19 protein-coding genes, 1 pseudogene and 1 riboswitch are annotated in these 26,586 nt (G+C 59.0%); of the genes and pseudogenes, 13 read left to right on the top strand and 7 right to left on the bottom strand.

Going from position 1 to position 26,586, the window contains the following annotated elements:
* Nucleotides 1-16: 16 nt before the first annotated feature.
* Together fixJ and ACVIIV_RS16660 are read left to right on the top strand one after the other, a co-directional pair.
* Nucleotides 17-622, top strand: coding sequence for a response regulator FixJ (fixJ, locus tag ACVIIV_RS16665; protein ID WP_456745119.1), 606 nt, complete (start codon nucleotides 17-19; stop codon nucleotides 620-622).
* 917 nt (nucleotides 623-1,539) lie between these two features.
* The gene (locus ACVIIV_RS16660) at nucleotides 1,540-2,133 is read left to right on the top strand and encodes a hemerythrin domain-containing protein (protein ID WP_456745118.1); all 594 of its coding nucleotides are present in this window, start codon (nucleotides 1,540-1,542) and stop codon (nucleotides 2,131-2,133) included.
* Between the two features lie 1,197 nt (nucleotides 2,134-3,330).
* On the opposite strand, the gene metE is transcribed toward ACVIIV_RS16660, so the two are convergent.
* A complete protein-coding gene (gene metE, locus ACVIIV_RS16655; RefSeq protein WP_456745117.1) occupies nucleotides 3,331-5,676 on the bottom strand; it encodes a 5-methyltetrahydropteroyltriglutamate--homocysteine S-methyltransferase in 2,346 nt (781 codons plus the stop codon).
* Between the two features lie 103 nt (nucleotides 5,677-5,779).
* A riboswitch (cobalamin riboswitch) is annotated at nucleotides 5,780-5,982 on the bottom strand.
* Between the two features lie 1,210 nt (nucleotides 5,983-7,192).
* Here metE and ACVIIV_RS16650 point away from each other — a divergent pair.
* The 4 genes from ACVIIV_RS16650 (at nucleotide 7,193) to ACVIIV_RS16635 (ending at nucleotide 12,006) form a co-directional block, all read left to right on the top strand.
* Nucleotides 7,193-7,786: a nodulate formation efficiency C protein gene (locus ACVIIV_RS16650; protein WP_456745116.1), complete on the top strand. Its 594-nt coding sequence runs from the start codon at nucleotides 7,193-7,195 to the stop codon at nucleotides 7,784-7,786.
* A 1,773-nt stretch (nucleotides 7,787-9,559) separates the two neighbouring features.
* The gene (locus ACVIIV_RS16645; protein ID WP_456748748.1) at nucleotides 9,560-10,315 is read left to right on the top strand and encodes a thermonuclease family protein; all 756 of its coding nucleotides are present in this window, start codon (nucleotides 9,560-9,562) and stop codon (nucleotides 10,313-10,315) included.
* 14 nt (nucleotides 10,316-10,329) lie between these two features.
* A complete protein-coding gene (locus ACVIIV_RS16640) occupies nucleotides 10,330-11,061 on the top strand; it encodes a carbonic anhydrase (protein ID WP_456745115.1) in 732 nt (243 codons plus the stop codon).
* A gap of 525 nt (nucleotides 11,062-11,586) precedes the next feature.
* Nucleotides 11,587-12,006 (top strand): hypothetical protein, encoded by a 420-nt coding sequence (locus ACVIIV_RS16635; RefSeq protein ID WP_456745114.1) that lies wholly within the window; start codon nucleotides 11,587-11,589, stop codon nucleotides 12,004-12,006.
* On the opposite strand, the pseudogene ACVIIV_RS16630 reads toward ACVIIV_RS16635, so the two are convergent.
* Nucleotides 11,933-12,095, bottom strand: a pseudogene (locus ACVIIV_RS16630) (8-amino-7-oxononanoate synthase); the annotation flags it as partial. The gene ACVIIV_RS16635 and the pseudogene ACVIIV_RS16630 sit on opposite strands and share 74 nt — an antisense overlap.
* Before the next feature lie 1,035 nt (nucleotides 12,096-13,130).
* Between ACVIIV_RS16630 and ACVIIV_RS16625 the strand changes: the two are divergent.
* The 3 genes from ACVIIV_RS16625 to ACVIIV_RS16615 all read left to right on the top strand — a co-directional run bounded on the left by ACVIIV_RS16625 (nucleotide 13,131) and on the right by ACVIIV_RS16615 (nucleotide 17,007).
* Nucleotides 13,131-14,297 carry an acyl-CoA dehydrogenase family protein gene (locus ACVIIV_RS16625; RefSeq protein WP_456745113.1) on the top strand — a complete coding sequence of 389 codons (1,167 nt, stop codon included), beginning with the start codon at nucleotides 13,131-13,133 and terminating at the stop codon, nucleotides 14,295-14,297.
* 1,821 nt (nucleotides 14,298-16,118) lie between these two features.
* Nucleotides 16,119-16,310, top strand: coding sequence for a hypothetical protein (locus ACVIIV_RS16620; protein WP_456745112.1), 192 nt, complete (start codon nucleotides 16,119-16,121; stop codon nucleotides 16,308-16,310).
* A gap of 337 nt (nucleotides 16,311-16,647) precedes the next feature.
* Nucleotides 16,648-17,007, top strand: coding sequence for a hypothetical protein (locus ACVIIV_RS16615; RefSeq protein WP_456745111.1), 360 nt, complete (start codon nucleotides 16,648-16,650; stop codon nucleotides 17,005-17,007).
* 743 nt (nucleotides 17,008-17,750) lie between these two features.
* Here the strand turns inward: ACVIIV_RS16615 and ACVIIV_RS16610 are convergent.
* Nucleotides 17,751-18,410, bottom strand: a complete 660-nt coding sequence (locus ACVIIV_RS16610) for an FkbM family methyltransferase (RefSeq protein ID WP_456748747.1) — start codon at nucleotides 18,408-18,410, stop codon at nucleotides 17,751-17,753.
* A gap of 1,099 nt (nucleotides 18,411-19,509) precedes the next feature.
* Between ACVIIV_RS16610 and ACVIIV_RS16605 the strand changes: the two genes are divergently transcribed.
* From ACVIIV_RS16605 to groL, 3 genes are all read left to right on the top strand, one after another.
* The gene (locus tag ACVIIV_RS16605; protein ID WP_456745110.1) at nucleotides 19,510-19,680 is read left to right on the top strand and encodes a hypothetical protein; all 171 of its coding nucleotides are present in this window, start codon (nucleotides 19,510-19,512) and stop codon (nucleotides 19,678-19,680) included.
* Nucleotides 19,681-19,716: 36 nt separating this feature from the next.
* The gene (locus ACVIIV_RS16600) at nucleotides 19,717-20,031 is read left to right on the top strand and encodes a co-chaperone GroES (RefSeq protein WP_456745109.1); all 315 of its coding nucleotides are present in this window, start codon (nucleotides 19,717-19,719) and stop codon (nucleotides 20,029-20,031) included.
* 85 nt (nucleotides 20,032-20,116) lie between these two features.
* Nucleotides 20,117-21,757: a chaperonin GroEL gene (gene groL, locus ACVIIV_RS16595; protein ID WP_456745108.1), complete on the top strand. Its 1,641-nt coding sequence runs from the start codon at nucleotides 20,117-20,119 to the stop codon at nucleotides 21,755-21,757.
* 403 nt (nucleotides 21,758-22,160) lie between these two features.
* Here the strand turns inward: groL and ACVIIV_RS16590 are convergent, their stop codons facing one another.
* The 4 genes from ACVIIV_RS16590 to ACVIIV_RS16575 form a co-directional block, all read right to left on the bottom strand.
* Nucleotides 22,161-22,376, bottom strand: a complete 216-nt coding sequence (locus ACVIIV_RS16590; protein ID WP_456745107.1) for a hypothetical protein — start codon at nucleotides 22,374-22,376, stop codon at nucleotides 22,161-22,163.
* Nucleotides 22,377-22,485: 109 nt separating this feature from the next.
* Nucleotides 22,486-22,896 (bottom strand): ester cyclase, encoded by a 411-nt coding sequence (locus ACVIIV_RS16585; RefSeq protein ID WP_456745106.1) that lies wholly within the window; start codon nucleotides 22,894-22,896, stop codon nucleotides 22,486-22,488.
* Between the two features lie 32 nt (nucleotides 22,897-22,928).
* On the bottom strand, nucleotides 22,929-23,315 hold the full coding sequence (locus ACVIIV_RS16580; RefSeq protein WP_456745105.1) for an amidohydrolase family protein: 387 nt from the start codon (nucleotides 23,313-23,315) through the stop codon (nucleotides 22,929-22,931).
* Entirely contained in the window at nucleotides 23,306-24,016 is a 711-nt protein-coding gene (locus ACVIIV_RS16575; RefSeq protein ID WP_456745104.1) for an amidohydrolase family protein, read from the bottom strand. The genes ACVIIV_RS16580 and ACVIIV_RS16575 overlap by 10 nt, the downstream gene beginning before the upstream one ends.
* A gap of 829 nt (nucleotides 24,017-24,845) precedes the next feature.
* Between ACVIIV_RS16575 and ACVIIV_RS16570 the strand changes: the two genes are divergently transcribed.
* A complete protein-coding gene (locus ACVIIV_RS16570; RefSeq protein ID WP_456748746.1) occupies nucleotides 24,846-26,462 on the top strand; it encodes an acyl-CoA dehydrogenase family protein in 1,617 nt (538 codons plus the stop codon).
* Nucleotides 26,463-26,586: the final 124 nt, after the last annotated feature.

Below are 26,586 nucleotides of genomic sequence, written 5' to 3'. Positions count from 1 at the left end.
TTAGAGAAGAGACAGCATGATTGGGCGGCGCATTCTTGTGATCGACGATGACGCCGCAATGCGGGACTCGCTCGCGTTTCTTCTTGATGTTAACGGCTTCTACGTAGCAACCTATGAGACGGCGACCGCGTTTCTTAATGACGTCGCGAGCGGTCCAGTTGATTGCATTGTGTCAGACATCCGTATGCCGGGTATGAGCGGTCTCGAACTAGTCAGTAAAGTGAAGGCCAATCGCGTCAACTGCCCCGTCGTCCTAATAACCGGCCATAGCGACGTATCGCTCGCAGTCGAAGCGATGAAAGCGGGTGCGGCCGACTTCCTCGAGAAGCCGTTCGTGGAGGAGGTGCTATTGCGTGCGATCAATAGTGCTTTGGAAGCGCGGCCAACAAAACCAGCCGATGACGCAGCGAAACTCCAGGCGGAAGCCCGCCTCGGGGGCCTCTCGTCGCGCGAGCGTGACGTCCTGCAGGGACTATTAGCTGGCAAGATTAACAAGGTGATCGCCCAAGATCTCGGCATCAGTCCCCGGACAGTCGAGGTTTACCGTGCAAACCTCATGGCCAAGACCAATGTCCGCAGCATGTCCGAGTTGACGCGGATCGCCATTACCGCTGGACTCTAGCACCAGCGCAAATGGCGCGAATGGCTTATTCATGCTTCAAGCTGCGCAGTCCAGACGACGAACGGACCGTTTTCAGGCGCACCGCACCGGGCGGGTCATGTTTTCGGTGTCGGCTACCGATCATCACACGCTGCTGGTTTCTTGAATCACGACGGCACATGAAGCAGCTCAATTACGTCGGCCCACATTTGTGCTCCGATGGACAGCAGGTCTGTCACCCCGGAGAACGGGCGCTACTACAGCGTAGCGCATGATCGTCAAGCGCGTCGACCATGTCGGCCAGCGTACATCGATAGGGATGCCGTCAATATCCGCCTGGTCACCTCCGCGGCCGACCGATGCTGACGGGGATCAGAGCCAAGGCGCCGAACAAGACTTCCTGCGGAAGCCGAAAGTGGCGGTGGACGACAACTTTTCGGCTGGCTGGATCTCTTCACGGGTGCGGCCATGCGCTTCCGACTGTCTCCATGGAGGCGGCCGACGAAGCCAGCATGCAGCCTTCTAATCCGATTTGGACATGTTTGAGCAAACAAGGGGCCGCGCCGTCCCCATTCAAGACGCCCTGCATGGCACTTACGTGTAAATACTTAGGGACTTCTACCTAAGGAAAACATCCAAATTCTCGAGTTCGTCAGGAGCAGCCAATCTACGTCCCATCGACGTCCGCAAGATAGGGTCCGCCATGCACGCCCAGGCCGCCAGTTTTACCGAGCCGTTATCCGACCAGCGTCTTGCGCGGGCAACCTCAACACTTCGGCTAAATTGATTTACGCCAGCTCAAATTCAAAGCGCGCTACTTTTTTGCGTCGAACAGCGCGGAATATTGCGGCGCAGCGAAGGACACCGAATTCGGCTTGGGCGATCTTGCAAGTGGCAGAAACGCTTCCGGCCTACATTGTGCCTCCAGGAGCACCGCAATGATCATCGATCTTTTGCTTCGAGAGCATCGCAACATTGATCTGCTTCTGGCCGCTCTTCAACGCGAATTGGAGATCTTTGAGAGAGGGATCCGTCCCGATTATGAGGTCGTTCGCGCGATTATCAGCTATTTCGAGGTTTACCCCGAGCTGTACCATCATCCACAGGAAGACTTGATTTTTTCCAAGCTCAAGGCTCGCGATCCGGATGCAGCTGCAATCGTCGGCGATCTCGCGCTTGAACACCAGGAAGTCATCGACCGTTTGCACCACTTCGCGCGAGCTATTGACGCCATCCTCGCGGATCGTGAACTCTTTCGGCAAGACGTCGGCAATATCATACGCGACTTTATAGTACGCGAGCGGCGCCACATGATGTGGGAAGAACGAGATTTCTTTCCGGCCGCACTGAAGGCTCTCTCGGCACAGGAATGGACCGAAATCGCTTCCGCCGTCACCGATCATGGAGATCCGCTGTTCAGCGAGACAGCGGCAGCCACTTCCGATGCGCTAAGAGCGCATATTCTGCAATTGGAGCAAGAAGCTGAGGCAGAGCGGAGCTCGGTCGCGTTTTCGTCCGCGAGCAACCCGTGATACGGCGCCCAGACGGAGGGGCCGTATTGACCGCTGCCGTTTCACAGTAGGAATTAGACCTCATGCTCATCCTTTCGAAATGAAAATGGGGGTGTTCGCGGGCACGTAGGCTGCCGTACCGCCAAATGGCTTCTGCGCACTATCATCGCTTCCTCGACCACCGGTGCAAACGGCATGGCCGAGCCTTCCTGAGCTCTGGCTCCGGCACGTTCCACAATGTGACCGTCGCAAGTCTGGTAGTTGCGCAGTGACATTGCGCGAAACGGATGCCTCTCATGTCCGCCGACCCATAAGGACGGACGATTGCGGCCGCGCGGGTGCGGCGAAGCACTCCCACTCCTTCCCAGCCGGCTGAATGATCGTACCGTAGCCGGTTCGACCCACAGCACGCCAACTACGAGGCACTGCTCGCCCGGGTACGTTTAGGACGAACGGCAAGGCGCTGGAAGTACGGTCTAACTCTGCGCCGAGCCGAGTCGTGTCGGATCCGAGATCGCCATCACTCAACTGGCCTATGTTGAGGGCAGGGCCACGCTCACGGCTGAAGAGCACCCTATCGGCAGCAGTGCCATCTTCAAGCTCGTGACATCCTCCGCGTGGTCCGCTCATAGACTCTCAAACAGAGGCCCAAGCCGAAACCGACTATTGTTTGGAACCGGTCGACCAAGGACTGCCTTAAGCAGGTCCAAATCAATAGCAACCGCTCATGCATTGTCTACGCTTGCGAGATCCTTGGAGCCGGGTTTTTCGTATCGTCGCGCTGATCGCGCATAAGGTTTCCAGGCAGGAAAGCACACCGAGTTTGCGGCTCGTGCCCTGCGGTGACCGCCCGGCATCACCGTCCCTCGTCGCGGTCGTAATCGTTGCCGACGTGCTCTTGAGCGACAAACCTTAGTGTATATTCATAAACCTCAGGCTATACGGCCGCATACCACGGCATAATTGAGCTACGCTGAGCTTGTGCTTCAATTGGGCTCAGATTTTCGGCGAATGTCCTTGCCGTGATCGAACCGGCGGTTGTCCTCTCTTCCGCCGATGGAAGTCCGCGCGATGCGTCAGCGTCGCTCCTCCCAGACTTTCGCCCGGCCCGCGAAGCGGGGCCGGGCTTTTTTTGTGTTCCCAAACGCTCCATCGATTATCGAGAGCGCAAATGACCGCAAGAGGATCAGCTTTGTCGAGAAGAGAGCCAAGCCCGGATCAACGGCCTCGCGGATCGAATGCAGCCCGCAGTTGGCGGGCGGCAGCGACCATGTTCGCTAGCGCCGGCCGAACCTCCTCCCATTTGCGCGTCTTCAGGCCGCAGTCCGGATTGACCCAGAGCTGCGTATCCTGCAGCCGGGTCCGAGCCAACGCCATCAGCTCCTTCATTTCGCTGGTCTCGGGAACGCGTGGAGAGTGGATGTCGTACACGCCCGGCCCGATCTGATTTGGATACTCGTAGTTCCTGAACGCGTCGAGTAGTTCCATTTTCGAGCGCGACGTCTCGATCGAGATGACATCTGCGTCCATTGCAGCGATCGCACCGATGATGTCGTTGAACTCCGAGTAGCACATATGTGTGTGAATTTGCGTTTCATCGGCGACGCCCGATGAGCAGATGCTGAAGCAATCCACGGCCCAGTCGAGATAGGCCGTCCAATCCGATCGACGCAACGGCATTCCTTCGCGCAGTGCGGCTTCGTCGATCTGGATCATTGTCGCACCAGCATTCTCGAGATCGCGAACTTCGTCTCGGATCGCGAGCGCAATCTGGCGGCAGACCTCGCTTCTGGGAATATCATCGCGAACAAAGGACCAGTTCAAGATCGTCACCGGTCCGGTCAACATCGCCTTCATCGGCTTCCTCGTTAGTGATTGCGCGTAGCGCCACCAGTCCACCGTGATAGGCCTCGGCCGCACTACATCGCCAAACAGGATCGGTGGCCTGACGCAGCGCGAGCCGTAGGACTGCACCCATCCGTTCCTGGTAAATGCGAAGCCGGCGAGTTGCTCGCCGAAGTACTGCACCATGTCATTGCGCTCGAACTCGCCGTGCACGAGGACGTCGAGACCGATGTCCTCCTGCCAACGTACGGCGCGCGCAGTCTCCTCCTTGAGGAACCTGTCGTATTGCTCGTCACTTATCGCGCCTCGCGCATGCGCCGCACGGGCATTCCGGACCTCTGTGGTCTGCGGAAACGATCCGATGGTCGTGGTAGGAAAAGCCGGTAGTCCGAAACGGTTGCTTTGGATCTCGGCACGACGGGCAAATGGGCTGGCGCGCCGACGCATGGTCTGATCGATCGCTTTCATCCGTACAGCGACATTGGCATCACGGATTTTCGGCGAAGACCGGCGGCCACTCGCGGCACATTCCGACTCGGCAAGAGATAGCGCAACATTCTGGTCGCCTGCGAGTGCCCGCGCCAGGATCGTAAGCTCCCGCATCTTCTGGACCGCGAAAGAAAGCCAGCTCTTGACGTCGGAAGCGAGCCCGGTTTCGAGTTCAACATCGACCGGCACATGAAGCAGCGAGCAGGATGGAGCAATCTGTACACGATCCTTGCCGAGCTTCTCAATCGCGGGTTCGAGCCGCTGGCGCAGCGACGACAAATTCGACCGCCATACATTCCGGCCGTCGACGACACCGAGCGACATGACGAGATCACTTCGGCCGCCAGCGATGATCTGGTCCAACAACTGTGGCGCTCGAACCAGATCGAGGTGCAGTCCGGCAACCGGCAGGCTCAAGGCGGTGTCCAAATTGTCCCCGAGCTCGCCGAAATAGCTGGCAACTAAGATCTTGATGGCCGGCCCCTCCTTGGTGAGCCGGTCATAGGCATGTCGCAACGATTGTCGCGCCCTCTCATCCAGATCAAGAACCAGGCAGGGTTCGTCGAACTGAACCCAATTTGCCCCACGTCTGGCCAATTCCTGCAGAACCTCGATATAGGCCGGTATCAGTTCATCCAGTAATGAGAGTGGCTGGAACGCAGGATCGGGACTCTTGCCGAGCTTTAGGAATGTGACCGGCCCGATCAGGACAGGGCGGGTCTGAAAGCCAAGGGCCTTGGCTTCGTCATACTCCTCGATCGGCTTGCGAGAGCATAGCCTAAAAGTCTGTCCCCTGTGAAACTCGGGGACCATGTAGTGGTAGTTGGTGTCGAACCACTTGGTCATCTCCTGCGCGGGTGCGCCAAATCCGCGCGGTCCGTGACCGCAACTCGCATCCTGATCGTCGCATTGTGATCCGCGGGCCATAGCGAAGTACGTCTTGAGCGAAATGGATTCGGCGTTCGAGGCGTAGATCTCCGGGATGGCGCCAACCATGAAACTTGTGTCGAGCACCTGGTCATACAGCGAGAAATCGTTCGATGGAATGACCGTGACTCCGATAGATCTCTGACGAGCCCAGTTCGCGGCACGCAGGCCAGCTGCGTCCTCGAGCAACTGCTGTTCGCTGCTTTTTCCGGCCCAATAGCTTTCTAGAGCGAGTTTGAGCTCGCGCCTTGGACCGATGCGTGGCGTTCCGAGCGTGGCAACCGGAAGGGAGAGAAGAGACATAGCGTTAACCCCATGTTGGGGGCAAAGGCCAGGGCGGACGCAGGCAGGGGAAGTCGCGCGGTGCGACGGCTGCTTGGCGCACCACCGGGACACCCCGCCCGTGGACGAATATATTGTCGGGGCAGGTCTCCTGGCTCGCGGTTCATCGCTGCTGTCCGGCCTTCCCGAAGCCGCGCAGGCTTCAGTGACATCGTTGGACAGCGGCTCGCCGCTCACAGTTGCGGGGGCAGCGCCGGCATTTTCACCGGCTTCCCTCTTAGCTCCGGATCAAGTGGAAACCGGAGAACCTCGACGACTTGGATTATCGGCAAGAGAAGTCTTCCGTCAACCTCTCAGATTATGTCTCAAGCTGATGCTGCGAGATCTGCTACGCGAATGATCGTGCATCTCTATCGTTGAGACGATGTAGAAGCGCTCTCCAATCAGCGATATCGGAATGACCATCGCAGCTGCCCGCGGGCCGCACGCCAGATCGAAGGGACAAACGCGGCTTGCGCGGTCGGGACTGCTGGCTCGAGCTGAACGCATTTGATGCGAGTCCCGGCTTCCCAACGGTTCTTGAGTACGTCCGCCATTCAGCCCCCCTTCTCGACCAACAGGATCCGTGTTGAATAAGCCCAAGACACCTGCCGAAAGCCAGCAACATACCCGGCGAGCACGTGATTTGCGGGGCCAGCCAGACCTCAAATGCTCGGCGGTGAAGATCGGCTTTCGCGTCGTTGGGCATCGAGTGCAAAGCTCAGCTGGCTGAGGCTGCTCTCGACTTCCGGAGCGCCGCATGTCGCGAAAGGAGCGCCAATCGCGCCGTGGCCCCTTGGCCGTAAGTGCCAAAAGGCATGGCAGAGATCGAAAACCCACATTCCGACAACGATAGCGAACCAAACGATTCAATGGCGGCAAACGTGCTCCCAATTCTCATTAGGAACTCGGCGCCGAGGCATTCCCCTGCGCCGTCGAATATCCAGTGCGTGACGAGGATGCATAAGCCGCGCTGGAAAGGCTGAACGGAAACATCGAAACGTGCGCAAGTCGGAAAGTCGACAAAGCGGACACAAAACCGGTGCGAATTGCCGTCTATTGCGTGGCACGAAGAATGCAGGTCCTCGGCATGCCCAGTCCCTCCTGCTGGGCATGTCCAGCACAGCAAATTGAGGCTGTCGTTGGCAGTGAAGTTAGCGGCGCGTGACATAGAGGGGAGCGCCTGCTCGCACGGGACACCGTCGGTCTCCCCGTCGCGTCGCCGCTAACTTCTTGCGCTCGCGCATAACAGGTTGAAGGTTGCTCGCTTTGGAATGACGTGTGGATGAAACCAGATAGGCTGACAGTTATGAGGAAAATGTCTGCAAGACGCGCGTTATGGTTTTGTCTCTGTCAATCCCTGATCTGCTTGGCCGGGCTGGCTCCGACGAGCAACAGTGTTCGCGCCAACGAGAGCCCCCTTATCGAAAGATTCAAGTCGACGTGGCGAGCGCAAGACGGCGAGACAATAGATGAAATTATCTCCAAGGTCTCGAAGGTGGCACAGTTCGTCCCGCGAATGTGGGGCGTCGCTGAACTTGACCAAAATGACCATGTGCTCATTTGGTGGGCCAGGCACCGAGATGAGACATTAGGCGAACAGAAGGTTATCGCCTGGAAGATCGCGCACGACGGCACGTTTCAACTTGCGTCGACTTATGCAAAGCCGATGGAATTGGGCTGGCGCGCCCTGGCGCTCTCGTTGATCGCCAGTGAAGTCAAGGATGGCGAAAGGGACGCAAATCTTCGCTTTCTGCATGATCCGAGCAACTTCAACTTTGTGACGACCACGCAAGGCCGGCTCGGCGATCTTCTGCGGCAGGGCCGCTGCACTATCGTTGAACCTGTTGGAGTGGACTACTTGCCGAAGCAGAATGACAAACCGACCGAGAAAGGTGATCTGTGGCGCGTTTTGCTTTTGGTGAACTGTGATATCCCAGGGCCCCGTTTTTTTACACACAACGGGGTCATCGCTTTCGAGAAGAGCGAAGGGCAAGATTGGAAGCCGCAATCCCCCTTTGCCGAGCGTATCGCGGCCTTTCCTCCTGGCTCCTGGTTCGCTCGCATGGAGCCAAAGGATCGGGAAGAGTAGAGGGGAGCGAACGCCCTCGGTAAAGTGGTCGGGCAGAGCAAGATGGCGTCGCAGCTCCTTTACCGCCGAACGCCTCAGAGCAACTGCAAGACATATCAGCTCAGAAACAACAGTCGCGAGCCTTTCCCGCAGGCTTCGGCCCGTCAGGAAAAAATCGGGCAGCACGATCACCTCCGATTCTTTCTGAGAGGAGTCGAGCTCAGCGGCGCGTGCCAGCAGGCGAGATTGGCCCCCGGCGCACCCGACGCAGTGGGAGGACACCAATCTGCGAGGGAACCAGCTCTCCATGCCACTCTTCAAGGGACCGGGCCTGGTGATGCTCGAGCCCAAGCCCGATCCGGCGTGGCGCATCGCGCGACTGACTGGAACCCGCAAGAGCGTGAGCATGCCGATGCCGAGGCGGCACGCGGGATCGAGTGCCGCGACGAAACCCGTTAAGACAGGTATCGGGCAGTGTTAGCGGGCCGGCATACCCCCTGAGCACCGCCCTTTTTCCGAGTACCCCCGGCGAGGAGCCCCGGAGCCGTGCGCGAGGTATCGAGGACCGAATTGACTCGGCGCTACATTTCCTCGCGCGCATTCGTCTGCGCGTCATAGATCCGGATTTGAAGCATGGGAAAACGTTTCTTTAGTTCTGCTCCGCCTGCCCTGGCGCCGTCTCTGGTTGCGAATTCGGCTCTGAGTCGGCCGTCCACTTCAAGCGCGTAAGAAGAGACCGGCAATTCCCGGGGGGCTGCAACCATTTCATTCCCATTGTGTAGTGACGTTGTTGAGAATGATTTGTAGCTTGAGTCGGCTAAACCGCACCAGAGCTACCTGCCCGAGTGCCGCGATGGGGCAACCATGTTGTGAATTTAGGCCTCGCACCGAATGGCATCATGATGGCACTCGCGATCGTCCGAACACGCCCCTCGCCCGGTGCGCGTATACGACAAAGCCACGGAGGTTGCCGTTCCAAATTCCCTGGCGCAAACGCACGCCCTCACGCCGGGCTTGCTGGGTAAATCTCGGTGAAGCGTACTACGTGAGACCGGCCGCCAGTCGCGCCGCCTGAGTCATGACAATCCGGCCCTTGTACGAACGCGGCGGCGGCACCACGAAAGATTATGGTGCAGCGCAGACGTGCGAAAAGCCATAACGCAATTGGCATCAACGATCATCCCGGCTGACTCTCCGAAGGAGGGCTCCGGGTTTTGCGCGGTTTGCGCAAACGATACCGGTTCATTTTACGCAGCGGGCAATTGAGCTGAACTCCGTGGCGCCTTTGTCCAGATCTCAGAGGAAGCGAGACCAGATTTCTTTCGAACATCAGCCTTTTCCTGACAAGAATTTACGGCGAAATGTCATCGCACTCGCTGAAACCGTCGGCAGCCTTGCCGATGTTGGTTGCAACAATGCATAACCAGGTTGCTCCTCCCCGCCTGACTTCCATTCGAGCGCGAAGATTCACAGGCGACCTTTGTTCTTCAAGCGCGTGAGAAACAGCGTTCCGAGGCTCGGCTTTCTCCCGCCTACCGAGTTCGCGGCTGAGCGATGGGGATCTCCTTCTCAGGTCGAGGAGGTGCAGTGCGCGCCCGGTGAGAGAGACCGGCGAGGCTCGAAGGATACCGCGACACGCACACGGGAAGAAATCACTTGAACCTCACGCAGCGTCAGGTCGTAGCTTGGAAATGACGGTCATGCTTTCATAGAGCAAACGTGGAAAGATGCCGGCCGAATAACGGACATAGCTTTTAAGCAGTCGAATGTGGCGGCGCCGGATCGTGCGTGAACATGAATCAAGAGCGAGAGGTTATTGTCGGGATGAAACACCGCATAATGATGGTCGCATTGTTCGCTGTCATCACATCTCCGGTCTGCGCGGCGAACCTCAGCGGCCCTCCGCGCATCCTCGACGGCAATACGATCGAGATCGAGCAAACCAAGCTTCGGCTCTCAGGCATCGAAGCTCCTGAGACTGACCAGATTTGCCTCGACGCACAGGGTCGGAAATGGGCTTGCGGCGTAGCTGCTCGCGACGAGCTCATCAAGCATTCGAACGGACGAACGTGGGATTGTCATACCACAGGAGTTGATGAATACGGCAGGTCACGCGGCAGTTGCTTCATAGAAGGCGAGGACGTGAACGCCTGGATGGTACGCTCCGGCTGGGCACTATCGTCGGGTCCTTCTATCCATACCTACGTTGTCTATGAGGTTGTGGCGAGCAAAGCCTATGCGGGGCTGTGGTCGGGGGCGTTCATCGCGCCCTGGGACTGGCGTCGCCGCAACAAGGGGACGATCATCATCGGCGCGAGCTCGGTTCCGATCGACGCTCAGGAACTCCTGCTCGGATCCGCACTGCTATCGGACCCACCCTCGTCCGAGTGTCTGATAAAAGGCACCGTAGACCGCAACGGCGAGCGCATTTATCACCTGCCCGGGCAACTCAGTTACGAACAACTCGACATGACGAAGAAGCCCGGTGAACGCTGGCTCTGCAGCGAAGCGGAAGCCGAAGCCACCGGGTGGCGTAAAGCCGCGCGATGAGGTGAGATGCATGCATGCAGGCCACTCCGACCTATCTGACCAAGATCGCGCCTTCGCGCCGCTCGCTGTTGCTGTTCGCTATTTCGTCGGTTTGCCTGCGGCTTGGCAACAACATTGTCGATGCGAAGGAAGCAAAAGCGCCGCCCAAGCCAGATAACCTGATCTCGCCGGAGGCTGCCCTGAAGCGGCTGATGGAAGGGAACGATCGCTATGTTCACGGCGTATCACGACGCGACGATTTCAAGCGCGAGCGCCCGGTCTTGGTGGATGGGCAAAATCCATATGCCGCGGTTCTGAGCTGCGCCGATTCTCGCGTGGCGCCTGAACTTGTCTTCGGCAGCGGACTTGGTGATCTGTTTGTCTGCCGCCTCGCCGGCAACTTCGCCAACGATGACACGCTCGCCAGTATGGAATATGCGGTGGCCGTGCTGAACACGCCGCTGATCCTGGTACTTGGCCACGATCATTGCGGTGCGATAGAAGCCACGATCAAGTCGCTCCACGACGATAAGCCGCCGCCGGGGCACATTTCATCCCTCGTCGCTGCGCTTGCGCCTGCGGTAAAAGTATCTCCCCAGCAAACCGGTGACACATTCATCGAAGCAACCCGACAAAATGTAATCAATAATGTCAACAAACTCAAATCGACGGGGCCGATTCTGAACGCGGTGGTTGAGCAGAACAGACTGAAGGTCGTCGGGGGCCTGTATCGGCTCGACACCGGCAGGGTCGATTTGCTGAGCTGACGTTGGCACCTTCGCTGCCGGCTAGTCGTTTGCCGCCTGATGCAGGGCTTCGGTCGAGTTCCGCGCAATCCGCTCGTGCATCGGCTGAATCAAATGCACCGAATAACTCCACAATTGTCATAGCTTCGGGACGACCTTTGGTATGCGCGGCCTCTTAATTCTTCTCGTATTCTACGTGCTCATGTTCGCAACGCGAGGCCAGCACCAAGAAACACCCATACCGCGGGCGACACTATTCATGCCTGCACGTTGATGCGCTAAGCCAGCAGAGGTGGTGCAAGCGGCAGATCGCGGTGCGAGGCATGCAGGGTCCGAGCTCTCTGCCTAACGGAACACGCGACAATTCCAGCAGGCTCTCACCCGCGATCCGGCAAGCCCCCCTGTGGTCCTGCTATGATCACCAGGCTCAGCCAGGGTCGAAGACCACATAGAGCAGGATTACGACCACCAAGACTGCCCATCCCGCGGATGTAAGAAAAATGCTACTCGCGTCGGCATCGGACGGTCTCTTCTGCATCAGCCATTTTGGAGACCACCAGTGTCGGAAAAGCCGCCTCGTTGCATCTGTTTTGGGCCTGTACCCTGGATCAGCATGAACAGAAACTTGTCGCGCGTACGACAATTGCGATCACCGGTTCGAGCGGAGAACAATCTTTTGTGCCATCGCCGGAGTTCGTCGAAGCTGGCGGTCAACTATCGACGAGCTCCTTGACGTGCCATCCAAAGGACGTTCCTGGCTCTGCGCAGGCGTGTCTTGTCATTGGGATTTCCGAAGTGCGCATCGGAGAGGCGCATCTTCGCGCGCCGGCGCGCACCTTTGAAGATCGTTTTGGCGATGCGGACATCGGCGTCATGATCGTGGCACGCGCCGTCATCGCACGTCGCCCCAAGTCTCTTGGACCAACGCATCGATCATATCGGATACATCAACTTGCCCGACGTTGAGCGTCAGCAAGATCTGCAACCTTTCCGTTCACATGCACTGTTGGCGGCCGTATCCCGCGAATATCAAAGCCGCGCGCCTGTGATGCAGAGTCGATTTGACAAGCTAAGTCATTATTCGAAGCATCTGGAGTTCGCTGAAGATAGAGGCGCCAGCGGCTCCAAAAGGGTGAGTCACGTCAGGACTCTGCGCGAATCTCTTGCGTTTAGTACAATAAAACGCGAACAGGCGGATCAGCTGCCGGCGAACCTCGAAAATCTCAAAGCCTCCTGGAAGCTTTTTGCCTTTCGCTTGCATGAGCGGGGGCACTCTTGCAGCATCTAGGACAGCGACTTGATCGTGCAATCGCAGCACCTGACGCCGCCGTCGCGTTTGTTGAACACCTGCCGTCTGACGTCCGCTCCAACCAACAGCTCACCCGCAGTGGTGACAACGGTAAATTGCGCTGTTGGTAATGTCAGGAGATCAGAGCGGGCCTTAAGCTCCGGTAGGCAAGCCGAGCCCGACTGGTCCGCGGTCGAGTTCCACTTCAGTCGTTCACTCCGCCGTGTTCGGTTGGTGACGTCTTGTGCCCGGAACCAGACACGGGAGGCGCGAGCATCCTGCTGGCGTGCGCACGGTCCACGTGATCTCGCTCGATTCAGACACGGCCGGCAGACCATGATTGATGGCACGTCGATTGCTCGGGACATGGGAAAGAGCCGCAGGCTTGGACGACCTCGCGGTCGCCAAGTCAGGAACAACGTGGTTCGAGCCGGCCGGGCCCCAATTGTGACAAATCGTCCGTTGGAGACGACATGACAAAACGAGCGCTGCCGTCAACCGCCGGAGGCATAGTGCAGCAGAGGCGAATCGATCTCGCCGCCGCATATCGGCTGCTTTGCCGTTTCGGCCTCAAAGACAGCATCGACAGCCATATCTCGGTCAGCCTTCCCGGCCCTCAAGACCTTTTCTTTGAGCCGATACCTTGGGGGCAACCGCCTGCAATCGCATCACAGTCGATATCAACTGCGAAGGTTTCGACGATCCCTTCCGACTGGGTATCAATCCGGCCGGCTTCGCCATGCGCGCGCAATCCAATCAATGAAACGCGGCGTCGATCGGCTCAAGGCACCGAGGAGAGCTTATGAACGCTCCACCAGAGAACATCACTGCAGAAGCCGACGCTACGGCTGCGACCTGGGATAATCTGTCGCCGCTACTGGTCGATATCCGCGCACGTCGAAACGAGTTTGCCCGCGCGCAGAAGATTCCAGACGAGATCATCGAAGGCTTCAAGCGCGTTGGCGTCTATCGGGCTTTGGCTGCCAGGCGATTCGGCGGCGAGGAGCGAACGCCGGCTGATTTTTGTCGCCTGATCGAGCGCATTTCCGAAGCCGACGGCTCCGCCGGTTGGGTCGCCAGCTTCGGCGATGGGGCTCGCTACCTCGCTGCTCTTCCGGACGACACGCTTCGCAAGGTGTACGCCAATGGACCTGACGTGGTGTTGGCAGGTGCGCTTTTCCCGCTCCAGCCCGCCAGGCGAAGCACCGACGGGTTTGTCGTGAACGGCGTGTGGCCATTCGCCAGCGGCTCACCGGGCGCGGATCTGATAGGGGTTGGCATCACTGTGGAAGACGATTCGACCGGTGGCCTTGCGCGTGTAGCCGTGATGCCGGCCGAGAAGGTGACGATCCGCCCCAATTGGGATGTCATCGGCCTGCAAGGCACCGGAAGCCACGACGTCATTGTCAATGATGTCATTGTGCCGGAGGAATGGACCTTGATCCGCGGCGGTCCGCCGACACTCGACGGCCCGGTCTATCGTTATCCGTCCGTGGCTTTCGCTGCGCAGGCGCATGCGATTGTCGGCATCGGTATCGCGCGCTCCGCGCTAGACGAGGTGATCGCCATGGCCGGAAGCCGCGCCTCGATCACTGGAGCGCCCGTGATGGCAGAGCGCGGCTATGTCCAACTCGAGATGGCCAGAGCCGAAGCCATGCTGCGTTCCGCCCGTGCCTTCTTCTATGAGGCCACCGAGGAGCTGTGGAAGGAAGCGCTCAAAGGTGCCGTAAACCCGAGCACGGCGACGCTGATGCGACTCGCCGCGACGAACGCCGCGCGGCAGAGCGCTGAGGTCTGTGAGATTGCGAGCGGTCTCGCTGGAAGTGCGTCGCTCTATACCACCAGCAATCTGGCGCGCGCCATGTGCGACAGCTTCGTGGTTGCCCAGCACGCAGCTTTAAACGAGGGAACGCTCCAGAGCGCCGGCCGACTCCTGCTCGGAAGTGCAGCACAGCCCGGATTTCCATGAAGTGGTTCTTCACGTTGCGAACGCCCCGCAGCAACGGATTGTCGGACGTGCGATATGATGCTGTTCGCAGCTACACGACCTAGCGGCCTGCCGGCCTTATTTAAAGGACAAGAGAGAGAGAGAGAGAGAGAGAGAGACCCTTGCAGTCAGGCGCTTCTCAAAAACACCACTTCATATCCGTGCAGCATCCCTTCCCCATCGCAAACGCCCGGCGAGACTGGACTCTATCTTCCACCACCTCGGCCGGCGCTTGGCGGTCAGCCAGCAGCAGGCCTCGCAAAGCGGCTGATGCCACGGGTGAGCAAAGACACGGTCCAGCACGTGGCCCGGCGCCACAGCCGCCGGCCGGCCGACCCGCTTAGGGTGTAGGCATCGATGTTTGGGCCTGGCGACGCAATCACCGATACGCCAGCATCATCTGCAATCTGGAAAGGCGCCGGATCGTCTCGCTGCTGCCGGATCGAGCCCGCGACCGCCCAAGCCTGGCTGACTGCTCATTCAACGATCACGATCATTGCTCGTGACCGAGTTGGGAATATGGCGAAGCTGCGGCAAAGACCCTGCCGCAGGAAATATAGGTCGCGGATCGGTGGCATCTGACGGAGAAAGCCAGTCGGGCCTTCCTCGATCCCGTCCGCATGCGCCGAATCCGCAGCGCGATCGGGACAACGATCCAAAACTGCTCACCGCGGCCGAGCACCTCCAGTATGAGGGCTATCTCCGCCGCGAAGAGACAAACGCAACTATCTTGGACCGGTCGAAGGGCGGAACGTCTCTTCACCGCCACAGCCCAAACCGGATCTGGCTTGCTGACATCACCTACACGCCGACCGCGGAGGGCTAGTTGTATCTGGCGGCCGTTATGGACCTCTTCACCCCCGGTGGGCGCCGCGCTGCGAATTTCAATGGCCTTTGTCTGCCGTCCCTCATCTGTCGACTGACCATTCGGTATACGGCCGAGCGCGTCACCCGCATTACGACTTTCGGCCCTCGGCTCCGTGACATTGCGCAAGACGAGCCCAGAACGCTTCACAACAGCTGTTTGAGACGCGCTATTTCTTGCCTGCATGCCATTCGGATCGCCAACAAGCAGCATCACAATGATGACCTGAAGATCAGGCTCGCCACTTAGAAATGACGTGATCTTCTGGACAAACGAAGCCCATTCAAAAACAGAATGCGACACGCACGCCGACCGCTGGCGGATCCCTCAGCTGCCTGTGAGAGGTTGGCGGCTTGAATTTTATGCGGATCAGCCCAAAGGCCTTGAATCGCACCTGGCGTCAGATTGTACCATTTCGAAATAGCTGACGGGGATGCCCGGCAACTCGGACCGGCCCGCTGTCTGCTGCCATCGGTGAGACGATGATACCAATGCGGTCGATGGTGTGTACAGCAGAGGGCGGAGCAGGTGCCGCCGCCTGCGGGATCGCGCGAAGCGCTCCGAGTGCTCGCATGCGAACAACAATGTACTTCGTCCCTGGAGACAACGGAGAATACACCCTCCAAGGTTTGTGCGAGCCAGTGTTGAGCCGCACTCCATCAATATCGTCCGATAAAAACGAAACGACGCCAGATTGCTCCGATCATTGACTCCTTCGTAACTAGACTTTGCGGTGAACATTTTGCCGCAAATAACCGTCGGCAGCTCTCCCTCTGTCGACGACTGACTTTGGCCCGGCCATTCAAATGAGCCCGGGCTTTTTTTTGCCAGCGACGATCTGACGTTTGGAGTGTTCTGGCCCGCCGTGTCTGGTGATTGCGAAGGGTTAGGGAGACAGAGACAAACGTAAGCGATCGATTGAGAGGGTAGTTTGTCACATGCTGAAATCGATCTATCCGATCCGAGCGCCCGAGCTGCTCTGGCTGATCGCCTCCATGGGCCAGGGCCACGACCTCGTGGCCGTCGACGCCTATCATCCGGCCACCCGCATCGCCGCCGCGGCTCTGCTCGGAGTGCCTGATCCAGCTGCCGGCATGAGTTATGGAGAGGACGGTCCGCGCCCATCCTAACGCTCTATCCGCTCGACGATTTCGTGGATCGGTGCGAGTGATTATGCCTGTTGACGATCCTGACCGCGCTGCCCGGACGCAGTGCACGTGCTGGACGAGATCGAGTGCTCGGTCGGCCGCGCCATAAGTCCCGGCGGCAAGCTCTCGCGTTCGGATTTTCCCGCGCTACGGCTTCGGGCTTCGGGCTTCGGCGTCGTGCAGGTCGGTGACAGCAGGGGATATGCGTGCTGATCAGGAAGGGCGTGATCAGCTAAGAGAAACATTCTGCGCAAGATGCGCAGAACTCAGCACCTCAATTCGATTGGCCCCCGCGCAACCGACCGACTATTGTCGATCCATGTCTCGCCTTGTGTGTCTAACTGCTACTATCATCCTGTCGCTGCTGCCGGTCGTCGCGAACGCTGCGCCAATTCAAAAGCGGCCCAAGCCGGTCTGGAAAGGTTACGGCTTCCTGCCCGGCTATCGCCAGCCGCTGAACAACAGCATTCCGCTCTACAAGCAGAAGGACGCGATGCGCCGGCTCTCGCGCGCTGGCCGGCGCTACTGGTATATTGACCCGGTTTCTCAGTACTACGGCTGGGATGGCGAGTGGCACTATTTCGGCGGCCCCGGCTTCCGCGGCGGCCGCTACAATGGCGGCAGTTTCGGGCCGTGTTGGACGCGGACGCCGGTCGGGCCGATCTGGAATTGCGGGTGATCGGGCGGCGCGGCTAGGAGACACTTCGACCCATTGCGCCGGGATTACGTCGAGGCGTTTACTGACGTCCTCGCCGATCTTCGTCATCGCGCGCCGCAGCCGCACGGACAGAGCGTGCTCGCAGATTCGATGATCAGCTCCACCTGCGGCAAATGAGCAGGCAAGTAACCCCAATTGCGATGACGATCTTGATCCGATCCGGCGCGAGATCGGCCGCTGATGATCGCGGCCGCCTTCTCCAGCGTCGCGTCCAGGACGCCTTGTGGGACAATCGGCTGCTGCAGTTATGCTGGACGCCTCACGGCGATCTTCATCTGGAATGAACACATGCTCAGCTCGCGCTTTCCCATTGAGACAAGGAGTTACGAGAACTGATGCAATTGCTTTGGCATCTGTTCGAAGCAGTGCACCAGCTTCCTAGAAGTCCAGACCAGCCGTTCAGACGATTCAGCGCTTCGAGCGCCGGCTGGCAGTGTTCATTCAAGCATCTGAAACGGCCCGGCCTGCTGACCGCGACGTCGTCGGTCCTGCCGGCTAGCTAATATATGATTGTCAGAAACCCACCACCCGCCTGACGCGGACGTGATGCGTGGGGTCTGCAATGGCAGCCGGAGCCCGGAGTGCCCGTTCGGCTACCGATATCCCCTCGCCTTAATGATCACCAGTTGCGCAGCTTTGGGCGCGGCATAAGCGCGCTGGTCAGGTCTTCCAGCAATGAATGAGGCGCTCGTTATGAGTAGCCACTAGAAGCGCTTATTTTTGAGCAGTACATCACCCTCCACTGCGCGGGGATAGTGGGCCGCCACTTCGAATGATGGTAACAGGTCAAGAATGGCTTGCAGGGACAACTGCCCTTCGTAGAGCTCGCGGTCGCTATATTCCGTGTAGATGAAGCGCGTGTTGGTCAAGGTCTGCATGCCGCCGGCGATAACATCAGCTTCGGCTCCCTGGACATCCATCCAGATCAAATCGACCGTATTCAGCTTGGCTTCGCTGCACCAGTCGTCCAGCCGCCGCGTTTCAACCGAAACAGGGCGATCGAACCGAACCCAATCATACTCAGTAAGATGATTCTTCGGGCGGCGAATTGAGCCGGAGAGGTCCCATTCCTTCGCATCACCATCTGCATTGCTTGGATGGAAGTCGATCATCCCGTTTCGATCACTGATCGCGATTTCAAGTAGCTTCACCCTATTGAGGGACGGGCCCAGCTTCTCCTTGAAGCGCGCGATCGCTCTGGGGTCCGGCTCAAAGCAGTATAGCTGAGCTTGCGGGCGCAGGTTGAGAAACTGTTGCGTATCGGTCCCGTCATTGCAGCCGATATCCAGGATGACTGGATTCGGCTTCTGAAGAAGTGAGACGATGTGCTGGTGTACTTCAGACGACACAGGTGCTTTTTCCATTGGGCGCGAGATCGGATGAATTTCGTCTTTGACGCCGCAATCACACGCCAGACGCGCCAGCACAACGTATATCAACGTATATGATTCATATGCCCGTCGGTCCCTTGACCCATGACAGCTATTTGGATGCATCAACAGCAAAAGGGAAGCCTGTCGGACCGGGAGCTGCAGCGACTGCCCTGCAATACAAATTGCCGCTCGGTCTCGGGAGACGCGCCAACTGTGAGCTAGATCGTCGCCTCCGGCCCGCCTTTCGGAGCGGCGGAAAGATCGGCTTCGCGCGAATGTCAGCCGTCGGCTATTCTCTCTGAAGCGCGCCAGGCAGACTGCTCTCTCGTGCGCAGCGATAGCCAATCACCTCGATCACAATTGCGCAAAATGTGCTCTGCCGACTGACGGTCGTCATCTCAGGTTCGCTGACGCAATTTGCGAGCAGCTCCGGGCGATCCCTTCTTCGGAATCATCTGCTCCTTCGGAGAAGAGCGTATGAAGTCAAAGCTCCGACGCACGCGTTGCCGCGCGCAACCAAGCCTCCGCGGCGGTCATCTTCGATGACTCGATCGGGGTAAACCAACAGGTTTGAGCGACCGTGCGACGGCTGGAGACGGACAATTTGATGATGGCCTTTCTTGGAGCACGCCGCCTCCAATAGGAAACATCGCCTGAAGTTTTCGAGATCGTTCGCATATTATTGCGACTACGTCAAACTGATCGAGCGCTGCTCATCGATGGGACTTGTGCACGTTCGCTTGCGTCAACTGCTAGATGCTGCCGTCAGACGACGCAATCATGTGCGGCCCCGCCGTCGTCGTTGAAACACGCGGCGCTTCGATCGGTGTAACGGCCGCCCGTGCAGTGTTGAGGAACCCTGGGCTCAATCCGGGTGTTTCGACGAAACGCCATGTCATTTTCGCAACAGCTTGGCGGGCTGTGTACCTGAGGGCGTTTGCTTCCGGACAAAGACACACGCAGCCCAGGCAACGATTCAGCAGAACTGCAGGCATCGATCGTTCCGCTCAATTTTGGCCTGACCCTTGCTATAGTTGGGCTTGTCACAATGTGACTATCTCCAACTCGTTCAAACGCTCAGGAGACTTGTATGAATCTCCGTCCGCTTCACGACCACGTCATGGTCAAGCGCATCGACGCCGATGAGAAGACCGCTGGCGGCATTATCATTCCGGACACAGCCAAGCAAAAGCTGCAGTCATGGATCGTTCAGCTCATTTTTGGCCTGACCCTTGCTATAATTGGGCTTGTCACAATGTGACTATCTCTAACTTGTTCAAACGCTCAGGAGACTTGCATGAATTTCCGTCCGCTTCACGACCGCGTCGTGGTCAAGCGCATCGACGCCGATGAGAAGACCGCTGGTGGCATCATCATTCCCGACACTGCCAAGGAAAAGCCCTCGCAGGGCGAAGTCATTGCAATTGGCCCGGGCGGCCGCGATGAGACCGGCAAGCTGATTCCGATCGACATCGAGGTCGGGGACCGCGTGCTGTTCGGCAAGTGGTCGGGCACCGAAGTCAAGATCGATAGCGAGGAGCTGTTGATCATGAAGGAGAGTGACATCATGGGCGTTCTCACCGATGTGTTTCCCAAGAAGAAAGCCGCCTAACCCAGCGCTCGCACAGCTCACTCCCTGACGAGCGCCCACGCAGGCGCGCTGAAGGATGAAGAAATAAGAACTGAGGGAACTCTTTATGTCAGCCAAAGAAGTCAAATTCGGAGTAGACGCGCGGGACCGCATGCTGCGCGGCGTCGACATCCTCGCCAATGCCGTGCAGGTCACGCTTGGCCCGAAGGGCCGTAACGTAGTGCTCGATAAGTCGTTCGGCGCTCCTCGCATCACCAAAGACGGCGTTGCCGTCGCCAAGGACATCGAACTCGACGACAAGTTCGAGAACATGGGCGCCCAGATGGTGCGCGAAGTAGCTTCAAAGGCGGCGGATGCTGCCGGCGACGGCACCACCACTGCGACCGTCCTGGCCGCCGCGATTGTCCGCGAAGGCGCCAAGTCGGTTGCCGCCGGTATGAACCCGATGGACCTCAAGCGCGGTATCGACCTCGCGGTCGAGGCCGTCGTGGCAGACCTCGAGAAGAACTCGAAGAAGGTCACTTCGAACGAGGAGATCGCCCAGGTCGGCACCATCTCGGCCAACGGCGATGTCGAGATCGGCCAGTTCCTCGCCGACGCCGTGAAGAAGGTCGGCAACGAAGGCGTGATCACGGTCGAAGAGGCCAAGTCGCTCGAGACCGAGCTCGACGTCGTCGAGGGCATGCAGTTCGACCGCGGCTACATCTCGCCCTACTTCGTCACCAACGCCGACAAGATGCGCGTTGAGATGGACGACGCCTACATCCTCATCAACGAGAAGAAGCTCTCCTCGCTGAACGAGCTGCTGCCGCTGCTCGAGGCCGTGGTGCAGAGTGGCAAGCCGCTGGTCATCGTCGCCGAGGACGTCGAAGGCGAAGCGCTCGCCACGCTCGTCGTGAACCGCCTACGTGGCGGCCTGAAGGTCGCAGCCGTCAAGGCTCCCGGCTTCGGCGATCGCCGCAAGGCCATGCTGCAGGACATCGCGATCCTGACCGGCGGCCAGGCGATCTCGGAAGACCTCGGCATCAAGCTCGAGAACGTCACGCTCAATATGCTCGGTCGCGCCAAGAAGGTGATGATCGACAAGGAGAACACCACGATCGTCAACGGCGCCGGCAAGAAGACCGACATCGACGCGCGCGTGGCCCAGATCAAGGCGCAGATCGAGGAGACCACCTCGGACTACGACCGTGAGAAGCTCCAAGAGCGTCTCGCCAAGCTCGCGGGCGGCGTCGCGGTGATCCGCGTCGGCGGCGCGACCGAGGTCGAGGTCAAGGAGCGCAAGGATCGCGTTGATGACGCGATGCATGCGACCCGCGCGGCGGTCGAGGAAGGCATCGTCCCGGGCGGCGGCGTCGCCCTGCTCCGTGCCTCCGAGCAGCTCAAGGGCCTGCGCACCAAGAACGACGACCAGAAGACCGGCGTCGAGATCGTGCGCAAGGCGCTGTCCTGGCCGGCCCGCCAGATCGCGATCAACGCCGGTGAAGACGGCTCGATCGTGGTCGGCAAAGTCCTTGACAACGAGCAGTACTCCTATGGCTTCGATGCGCAGACAGGCGAGTACAGCAACCTTGTCTCCAAGGGCATCATTGATCCGACCAAGGTCGTGCGCATCGCGGTCCAGAACGCCTCCTCAGTGGCGGCGCTGCTGATCACGACGGAAGCGATGGTTGCCGAGCTGCCGAAGAAAGCCGCGGCTGGTCCAGCAATGCCTCCGGGCGCCGGTATGGGCGGTATGGATTTCTGATCCACCCTCTCAAAGTGTCGATGACATGCAAAACCCTGGCAGGAATGCCAGGGTTTTTGCTTCGAGCGAGCTTCCAACGTAGCCCTTGCAACCCGCCCCAAAGGCTAAACCCATCGGCCTATCCATATGAGCGGCGGTAGGGCCGGACCTAGTTTGCTTGTGACTTTTCCTTCGGCGGCGACAGGGCCCCGGCCAAGGTAAAGCGGTCCAGCACTGCGATGGAAACGGGCCTGTCGCTATTTGACTCTCACGAAGCTGCCTCTGCTCATCCGAGCGTTCGAACCCCCCGCCTGAGGCATATCGGGTGCCGCCCATCCGCTTTCGACCTTCTTGCCCACTTTCCTGTCCTGACGCGTAGTCCCAAGCGCCCAAATGCCCTTTCCTGGAGTTTCGCACTTACATCTCATGGCCAGTGGGCTTGTTTGAAATCCTCAGCGAGAATGCTCATGGTCAAAAACCACAAAGTATCCTGCGGAAGCGCCATGATTAATGTACGCTTCATTTTGTTCTCGCGGACCTGGGAAAAAGCAACCTGCTCTAGGCGATACAGCTCATGGTCGCGCCCGCTGCGGCGATCTTGCCGAACCCCGCTGAACAGGAGGATCGCGGCAATCAGCAACGCGGCCGATCGCCGGCTGAAGTCTGGTCTCGTTGATCATCAATTGCCTTTCACGACGATCGGAGAGCGGCTGAGCGGCCGACCAGCTTGGGAGGAGCTGCATACACGATCACATCGGTGCGGCGCCGATCTGTTGCAGCAACCCCAACAGGTCCGGCTGCCCGCGTTCCCTGACGATCTGTCCATGGGACCAGCGATAGAAATTCATCGCCTGCACGGCAATTTTCTTTCCCGTGGGTGGAACGCCGAAGAAGCTCCCCCGATGTGTGCCTCTCATGGTGAAGCGCGCGGCGACGTCGTCCCCTTCGGCAATCATCTCCTCGGGAGTCCACTGGATGTCGGGAAAACCGCCGCGCATCATGCCGATGATCTCGAGATAGCCTGCCGGTCCGGTGACCGGCTCGGAGCGGCCGGGAACGTGAAATACTGCTTCCGGAGAGATAAGTTCGCCAGCGAGCGTCTCGCTCGCCGTGTTGATGAACTCCAGGAACCGCTCCATAAGGCGCTTGTTTTCTTCCATATCCGTCTCCTAAATCTGCCCGGGGGGCGAGTTTAGGCGATGTTGAACAGGCCGGCGGCGTTCAGCCTGCCAATCTTGACGCGATCATTGGCGCTGATCGGGCAGCTATCAAACCAGACAGCCGCCTCCTGCATCGACTCATAGGAATAGTCGACGGAGAACATCACCCGATCCGTACCGATCTCGCCGATCGCGTTGACGAGGGCTTGTGTACGGAACGCGCCGGCAGTGGTGGCGAAGAAGTTGCGTCGCAGATATTCGGTCGGACGCAGTGCGCACTTGCCGAGACTGCCCAGGTTCTGGTGGCGCAGCCGGCTTTCAAGGCGCGGAAGGGTGAACGGAAGCGCTTCGCCGAGATGGCCGAGGATAACCGTCAGGTTCGGGTACTTGTCGAACAATCCGCTTAGGATCAGCAGCACTGCGTGCGTTGAGGTTTCAATCCCGAAGCCCCAAGGCGAACCGACGAGTGCGGGATAGCCTCATAGATGCGCTGCTGGCCAGGCAGAGGCATGCGCGGGTGGAGATACACCGGCACGTCCAGAGCCGCGACGCTTTCCCAGAACTCCCAGACGGGAGCCTCGTCCAGATATCGCCCTTCGGTCTCGGCGCCGATGTTCGTGTAGCCGTTGACAAGCGCGCCCTTGGCGCCGAGCGTCCTAACCGCGCGCTCCAGCTCGTCCGCCGCCGCCTTTGGATCCTGAAGCGGAACGGCCGCGAAGCCGTAGAGTCGTCCCGGCGCGTTCTTCACGAAGAAATCGGCGATGTGATCGTTCGTCCGCCTCGCGATCTCCACCGCCTTGCGCGCCTCGGTGATGCCCTCGATGCCGGGCTGGGTGAGCGAGACGATGGTCGCGGCGATGCCCGCCTTGTCCATGCCTTCGAGCCGAAGCCTGTAGTCCTGCAAGCGACGCTCGACGTCCGAGAAGTAGTCCTCTCTCACGAATGGGTGGCTGCCGGTAGCGGGAAAATCGGGGGACTCAATATGCTCTTCGAGCGCAATCTTTTGCTCAACGCGCTCGACTGGGACAGTGAAGGTTGGCCGGTCATCAGTGGGAATCTCATGGAACGCCGTCTCGGTGCTCGCCGAGGCATTCCGGGTGAACGTATCTTCAGTTGGCATGACCATGCTCCGTTTCGACCGGCTGCTGCCCTTGGACTGCCGGTTGGCTGCGGGCCTCATATCAAGCTAAGCGATGCTTGACGAAAATTCATTGGGCAAGGCCCGTCTGACGAAGGGCCAGGCCGAAGCGCGTATACTTTGGAGCCATCTGTCGGCGCAGGCATGACGTGGCACCGATCGCGGATTTCAGCGCTGCGGAGGAGATCCTGCTGGACCCGAACCTTAGGGAGGTCTTCAAGGCGACTCTTGACAACGGATCCGCAGTAGTGTCCGCGAGCAAGGACTAGCTGAACTGCACAAATGACGATCATGGGGCCTGCATCAAGCAGCCAGCCCAGCGATCGAACCGCCGGTGTTCGGTTCACATTCGAAATGCGTTCCTGCCCTGACCATTGTCCGACATCACCGTTCGAAGTCCCAGGGTGCCGGTCGCGAGAGATCAACGTCGGTGGCCGTGAACATGATGCGAGCGATCTGCTTGCGACTTGAGCGACAGATCAATCGCTTCGTTAGTGCTGCGCGTATGTTCGCTCTATGCCCAACAGCCACGGAGTGGCGGTGAACATGATTTAAATGCCATATGTCACGTATCGCCTTGCTGTGCTGCCGATCGGTGCATGACGGATCTCTCCCGGGCGGCTCTCTTTGGCACGAAACACGATCGACAACGCTGAGTAAGCCTTGAGGAGAATGGGAGGTCACTGAACGAGCGTGCGCCTCCGACAGGTCATATCGACAAGACGCATCTTGATGGGAGCCCGCGCGGCGGCCGCAATAAATCCAAGCCCCGGACAACGTGTTTAAACTGCGCCTGCATCACACTATACCAATGTGTAGCCAAGCTAGCCACGGGGATGAATTGGCACGAAGCGCGGCCGGGATCATTATGGGCCTTATGGCTATGTATACTCAGGTTTACGCCCAATGCGGAGAGGCGCAGGAAGGCACAGCTCAAGGCCGTGCAGCTGCACTATACTCCAGTTTAATCGCTGACCTCAGTCAGCTGAATTTCGCAGACGCGGATGACCGCCGAGCATTCCCTCCGACCCTACACAGCATATTGGCAAGGCATGGACTCTTCGGGCTCACCACACCAGGAGAGAACGGCGGATTAGCCCTTCCCTTGCAGGAGGCCATCAACCTCATCTCCGCCACTGCATCCTTCGATGTCTCCGCTGCCTCGACCCTCGTCATCCATAACTTCCTAGCCTTGCCCTGCATCCAAGCGGCACCGCACATCCCCGAACAAAAGCATATCATTTGGGGTGCAACACGAGGCGATCTCTGTGCTTTCGCTTTGACGGAGCCTGGAGCCGGCTCTGCCCCGAGGCATATAGAGGCTTCGGCTCTCATGTGCGAAGATAAAGTTCGTATCTCTGGCCGCAAGATCTGGATCGGCCTCGCTGACTGGGCTCGCTGGATCGTTTGCTTTGCGCGCGCGTCTGGACCCGAAACGAAAGGTCGGCTCGTTGGTGTACTCGTTGACAGACAAGCTCCAGGCCTAAAGGTCACGCACGAGCATCGCACGCTCGGTCTACGTGGCATCATTCAGAATACCCTGGAGTTCCAGGATGTCGAGGTGCCGTGTTCTTACGTGCTCTCTCGGGATCAAGACGGCTGGGGCGCGGCGGCATCTAGTATGAACCGCGGCCGTGTCGGTGTGGCTGCTATGGGTCTTGGAGCCCTTGAGCGCGCTATCCAGGTAGCGGCCTGTTATGCAAGCCATCGTCGGCTCGGTAAGCTGCGCATGATCGAGAACAGCTACATCGAGCAGTTATTTGGGCAGATGGTGCTGCGGCGAGAAGTCGTGAAGGCGATGCTGGCCGCATCCTGCCGACTTGTTTCAGCGCAGGGCGCGCCCGACGTCCACCTTGCGTCGGCAACGAAGGTTTTGTCCTCGGAGTGGTGCGGCCTTGTCGCTGATCAATGCGTCCAGCTGTTAGGTGGCCGTGGTTACGATGAGGGAACGCCTTTAGCCAAAATCTATCGAGACGCTCGCATCCTCCGCATCTTCGAAGGTCCGACTGAGGCGCTCCTATCACATCTCGGCCGCTGCCTCCTCTCTAAAGCCACGCGTGATGAAATAGCCGATCTCTTTCGGTCAGTTGGTGCGGCGTCAGTCCATGCTGCTGCAATTGAGGAGCTCTCTGGTCTCAATGAGACAGACGGTGCCGTGCTGATCTATGCGGGTTGGCTCACCACATTGGGACTGGCAAAGGCTGTCATGTCTGCTGGTTGCTTCTCTGCCTCAGATTGCGCCGCAGCAGCGGCTGACCTGGTCAGTTCCGAACTAGCGACACTCCGTACTCGCGCGCCGGCACGGCAATCTGCCGAAGTCCGCAACCGGGCCAGTCGGACTCTGACAACCTTCCTTCAAGACGCGGCTTGTTCTATTCGCTCACCTGTCCTCACAGACGACTACCTTAGACTGGTGCAGTATGTCTGAGATCTGGCGGATGCCGGACGTCTTTCCACGTGGTGGTCCCGCGCGGGACGATGCAACTGCGGAAAGGTGAAGCATCCCTGAGCACTGCCACGTCCAAATCCGGCAGGCTCTGCTATGGGGGCCT

The sequence above is a fragment of the Bradyrhizobium sp. USDA 4354 genome, assembly GCF_054060315.1.
Note: the sequence above shows the minus strand (reverse complement) of the source record. Positions and strands in the feature narration are given on the sequence as shown.

Excerpts from the sequence above, each read along its gene's own strand:
- fixJ (WP_456745119.1), top strand. The coding sequence starts at position 17 with ATGATTGGGCGGCGCATTCTTGTGATCGACGATGACGCCGCAATGCGG.
- ACVIIV_RS16660 (WP_456745118.1), top strand. The coding sequence starts at position 1,540 with ATGATCATCGATCTTTTGCTTCGAGAGCATCGCAACATTGATCTGCTT.
- metE (WP_456745117.1), bottom strand. The coding sequence starts at position 5,676 with ATGTCTCTTCTCTCCCTTCCGGTTGCCACGCTCGGAACGCCACGCATC.
- ACVIIV_RS16645 (WP_456748748.1), top strand. The coding sequence starts at position 9,560 with ATGAATCAAGAGCGAGAGGTTATTGTCGGGATGAAACACCGCATAATG.
- ACVIIV_RS16640 (WP_456745115.1), top strand. The coding sequence starts at position 10,330 with ATGCAGGCCACTCCGACCTATCTGACCAAGATCGCGCCTTCGCGCCGC.
- ACVIIV_RS16625 (WP_456745113.1), top strand. The coding sequence starts at position 13,131 with ATGAACGCTCCACCAGAGAACATCACTGCAGAAGCCGACGCTACGGCT.
- ACVIIV_RS16620 (WP_456745112.1), top strand. The coding sequence starts at position 16,119 with ATGCTGAAATCGATCTATCCGATCCGAGCGCCCGAGCTGCTCTGGCTG.
- ACVIIV_RS16615 (WP_456745111.1), top strand. The coding sequence starts at position 16,648 with ATGTCTCGCCTTGTGTGTCTAACTGCTACTATCATCCTGTCGCTGCTG.
- ACVIIV_RS16610 (WP_456748747.1), bottom strand. The coding sequence starts at position 18,410 with ATGGAAAAAGCACCTGTGTCGTCTGAAGTACACCAGCACATCGTCTCA.
- ACVIIV_RS16605 (WP_456745110.1), top strand. The coding sequence starts at position 19,510 with ATGAATCTCCGTCCGCTTCACGACCACGTCATGGTCAAGCGCATCGAC.
- ACVIIV_RS16600 (WP_456745109.1), top strand. The coding sequence starts at position 19,717 with ATGAATTTCCGTCCGCTTCACGACCGCGTCGTGGTCAAGCGCATCGAC.
- groL (WP_456745108.1), top strand. The coding sequence starts at position 20,117 with ATGTCAGCCAAAGAAGTCAAATTCGGAGTAGACGCGCGGGACCGCATG.
- ACVIIV_RS16585 (WP_456745106.1), bottom strand. The coding sequence starts at position 22,896 with ATGGAAGAAAACAAGCGCCTTATGGAGCGGTTCCTGGAGTTCATCAAC.
- ACVIIV_RS16575 (WP_456745104.1), bottom strand. The coding sequence starts at position 24,016 with ATGCCAACTGAAGATACGTTCACCCGGAATGCCTCGGCGAGCACCGAG.
- ACVIIV_RS16570 (WP_456748746.1), top strand. The coding sequence starts at position 24,846 with ATGTGTAGCCAAGCTAGCCACGGGGATGAATTGGCACGAAGCGCGGCC.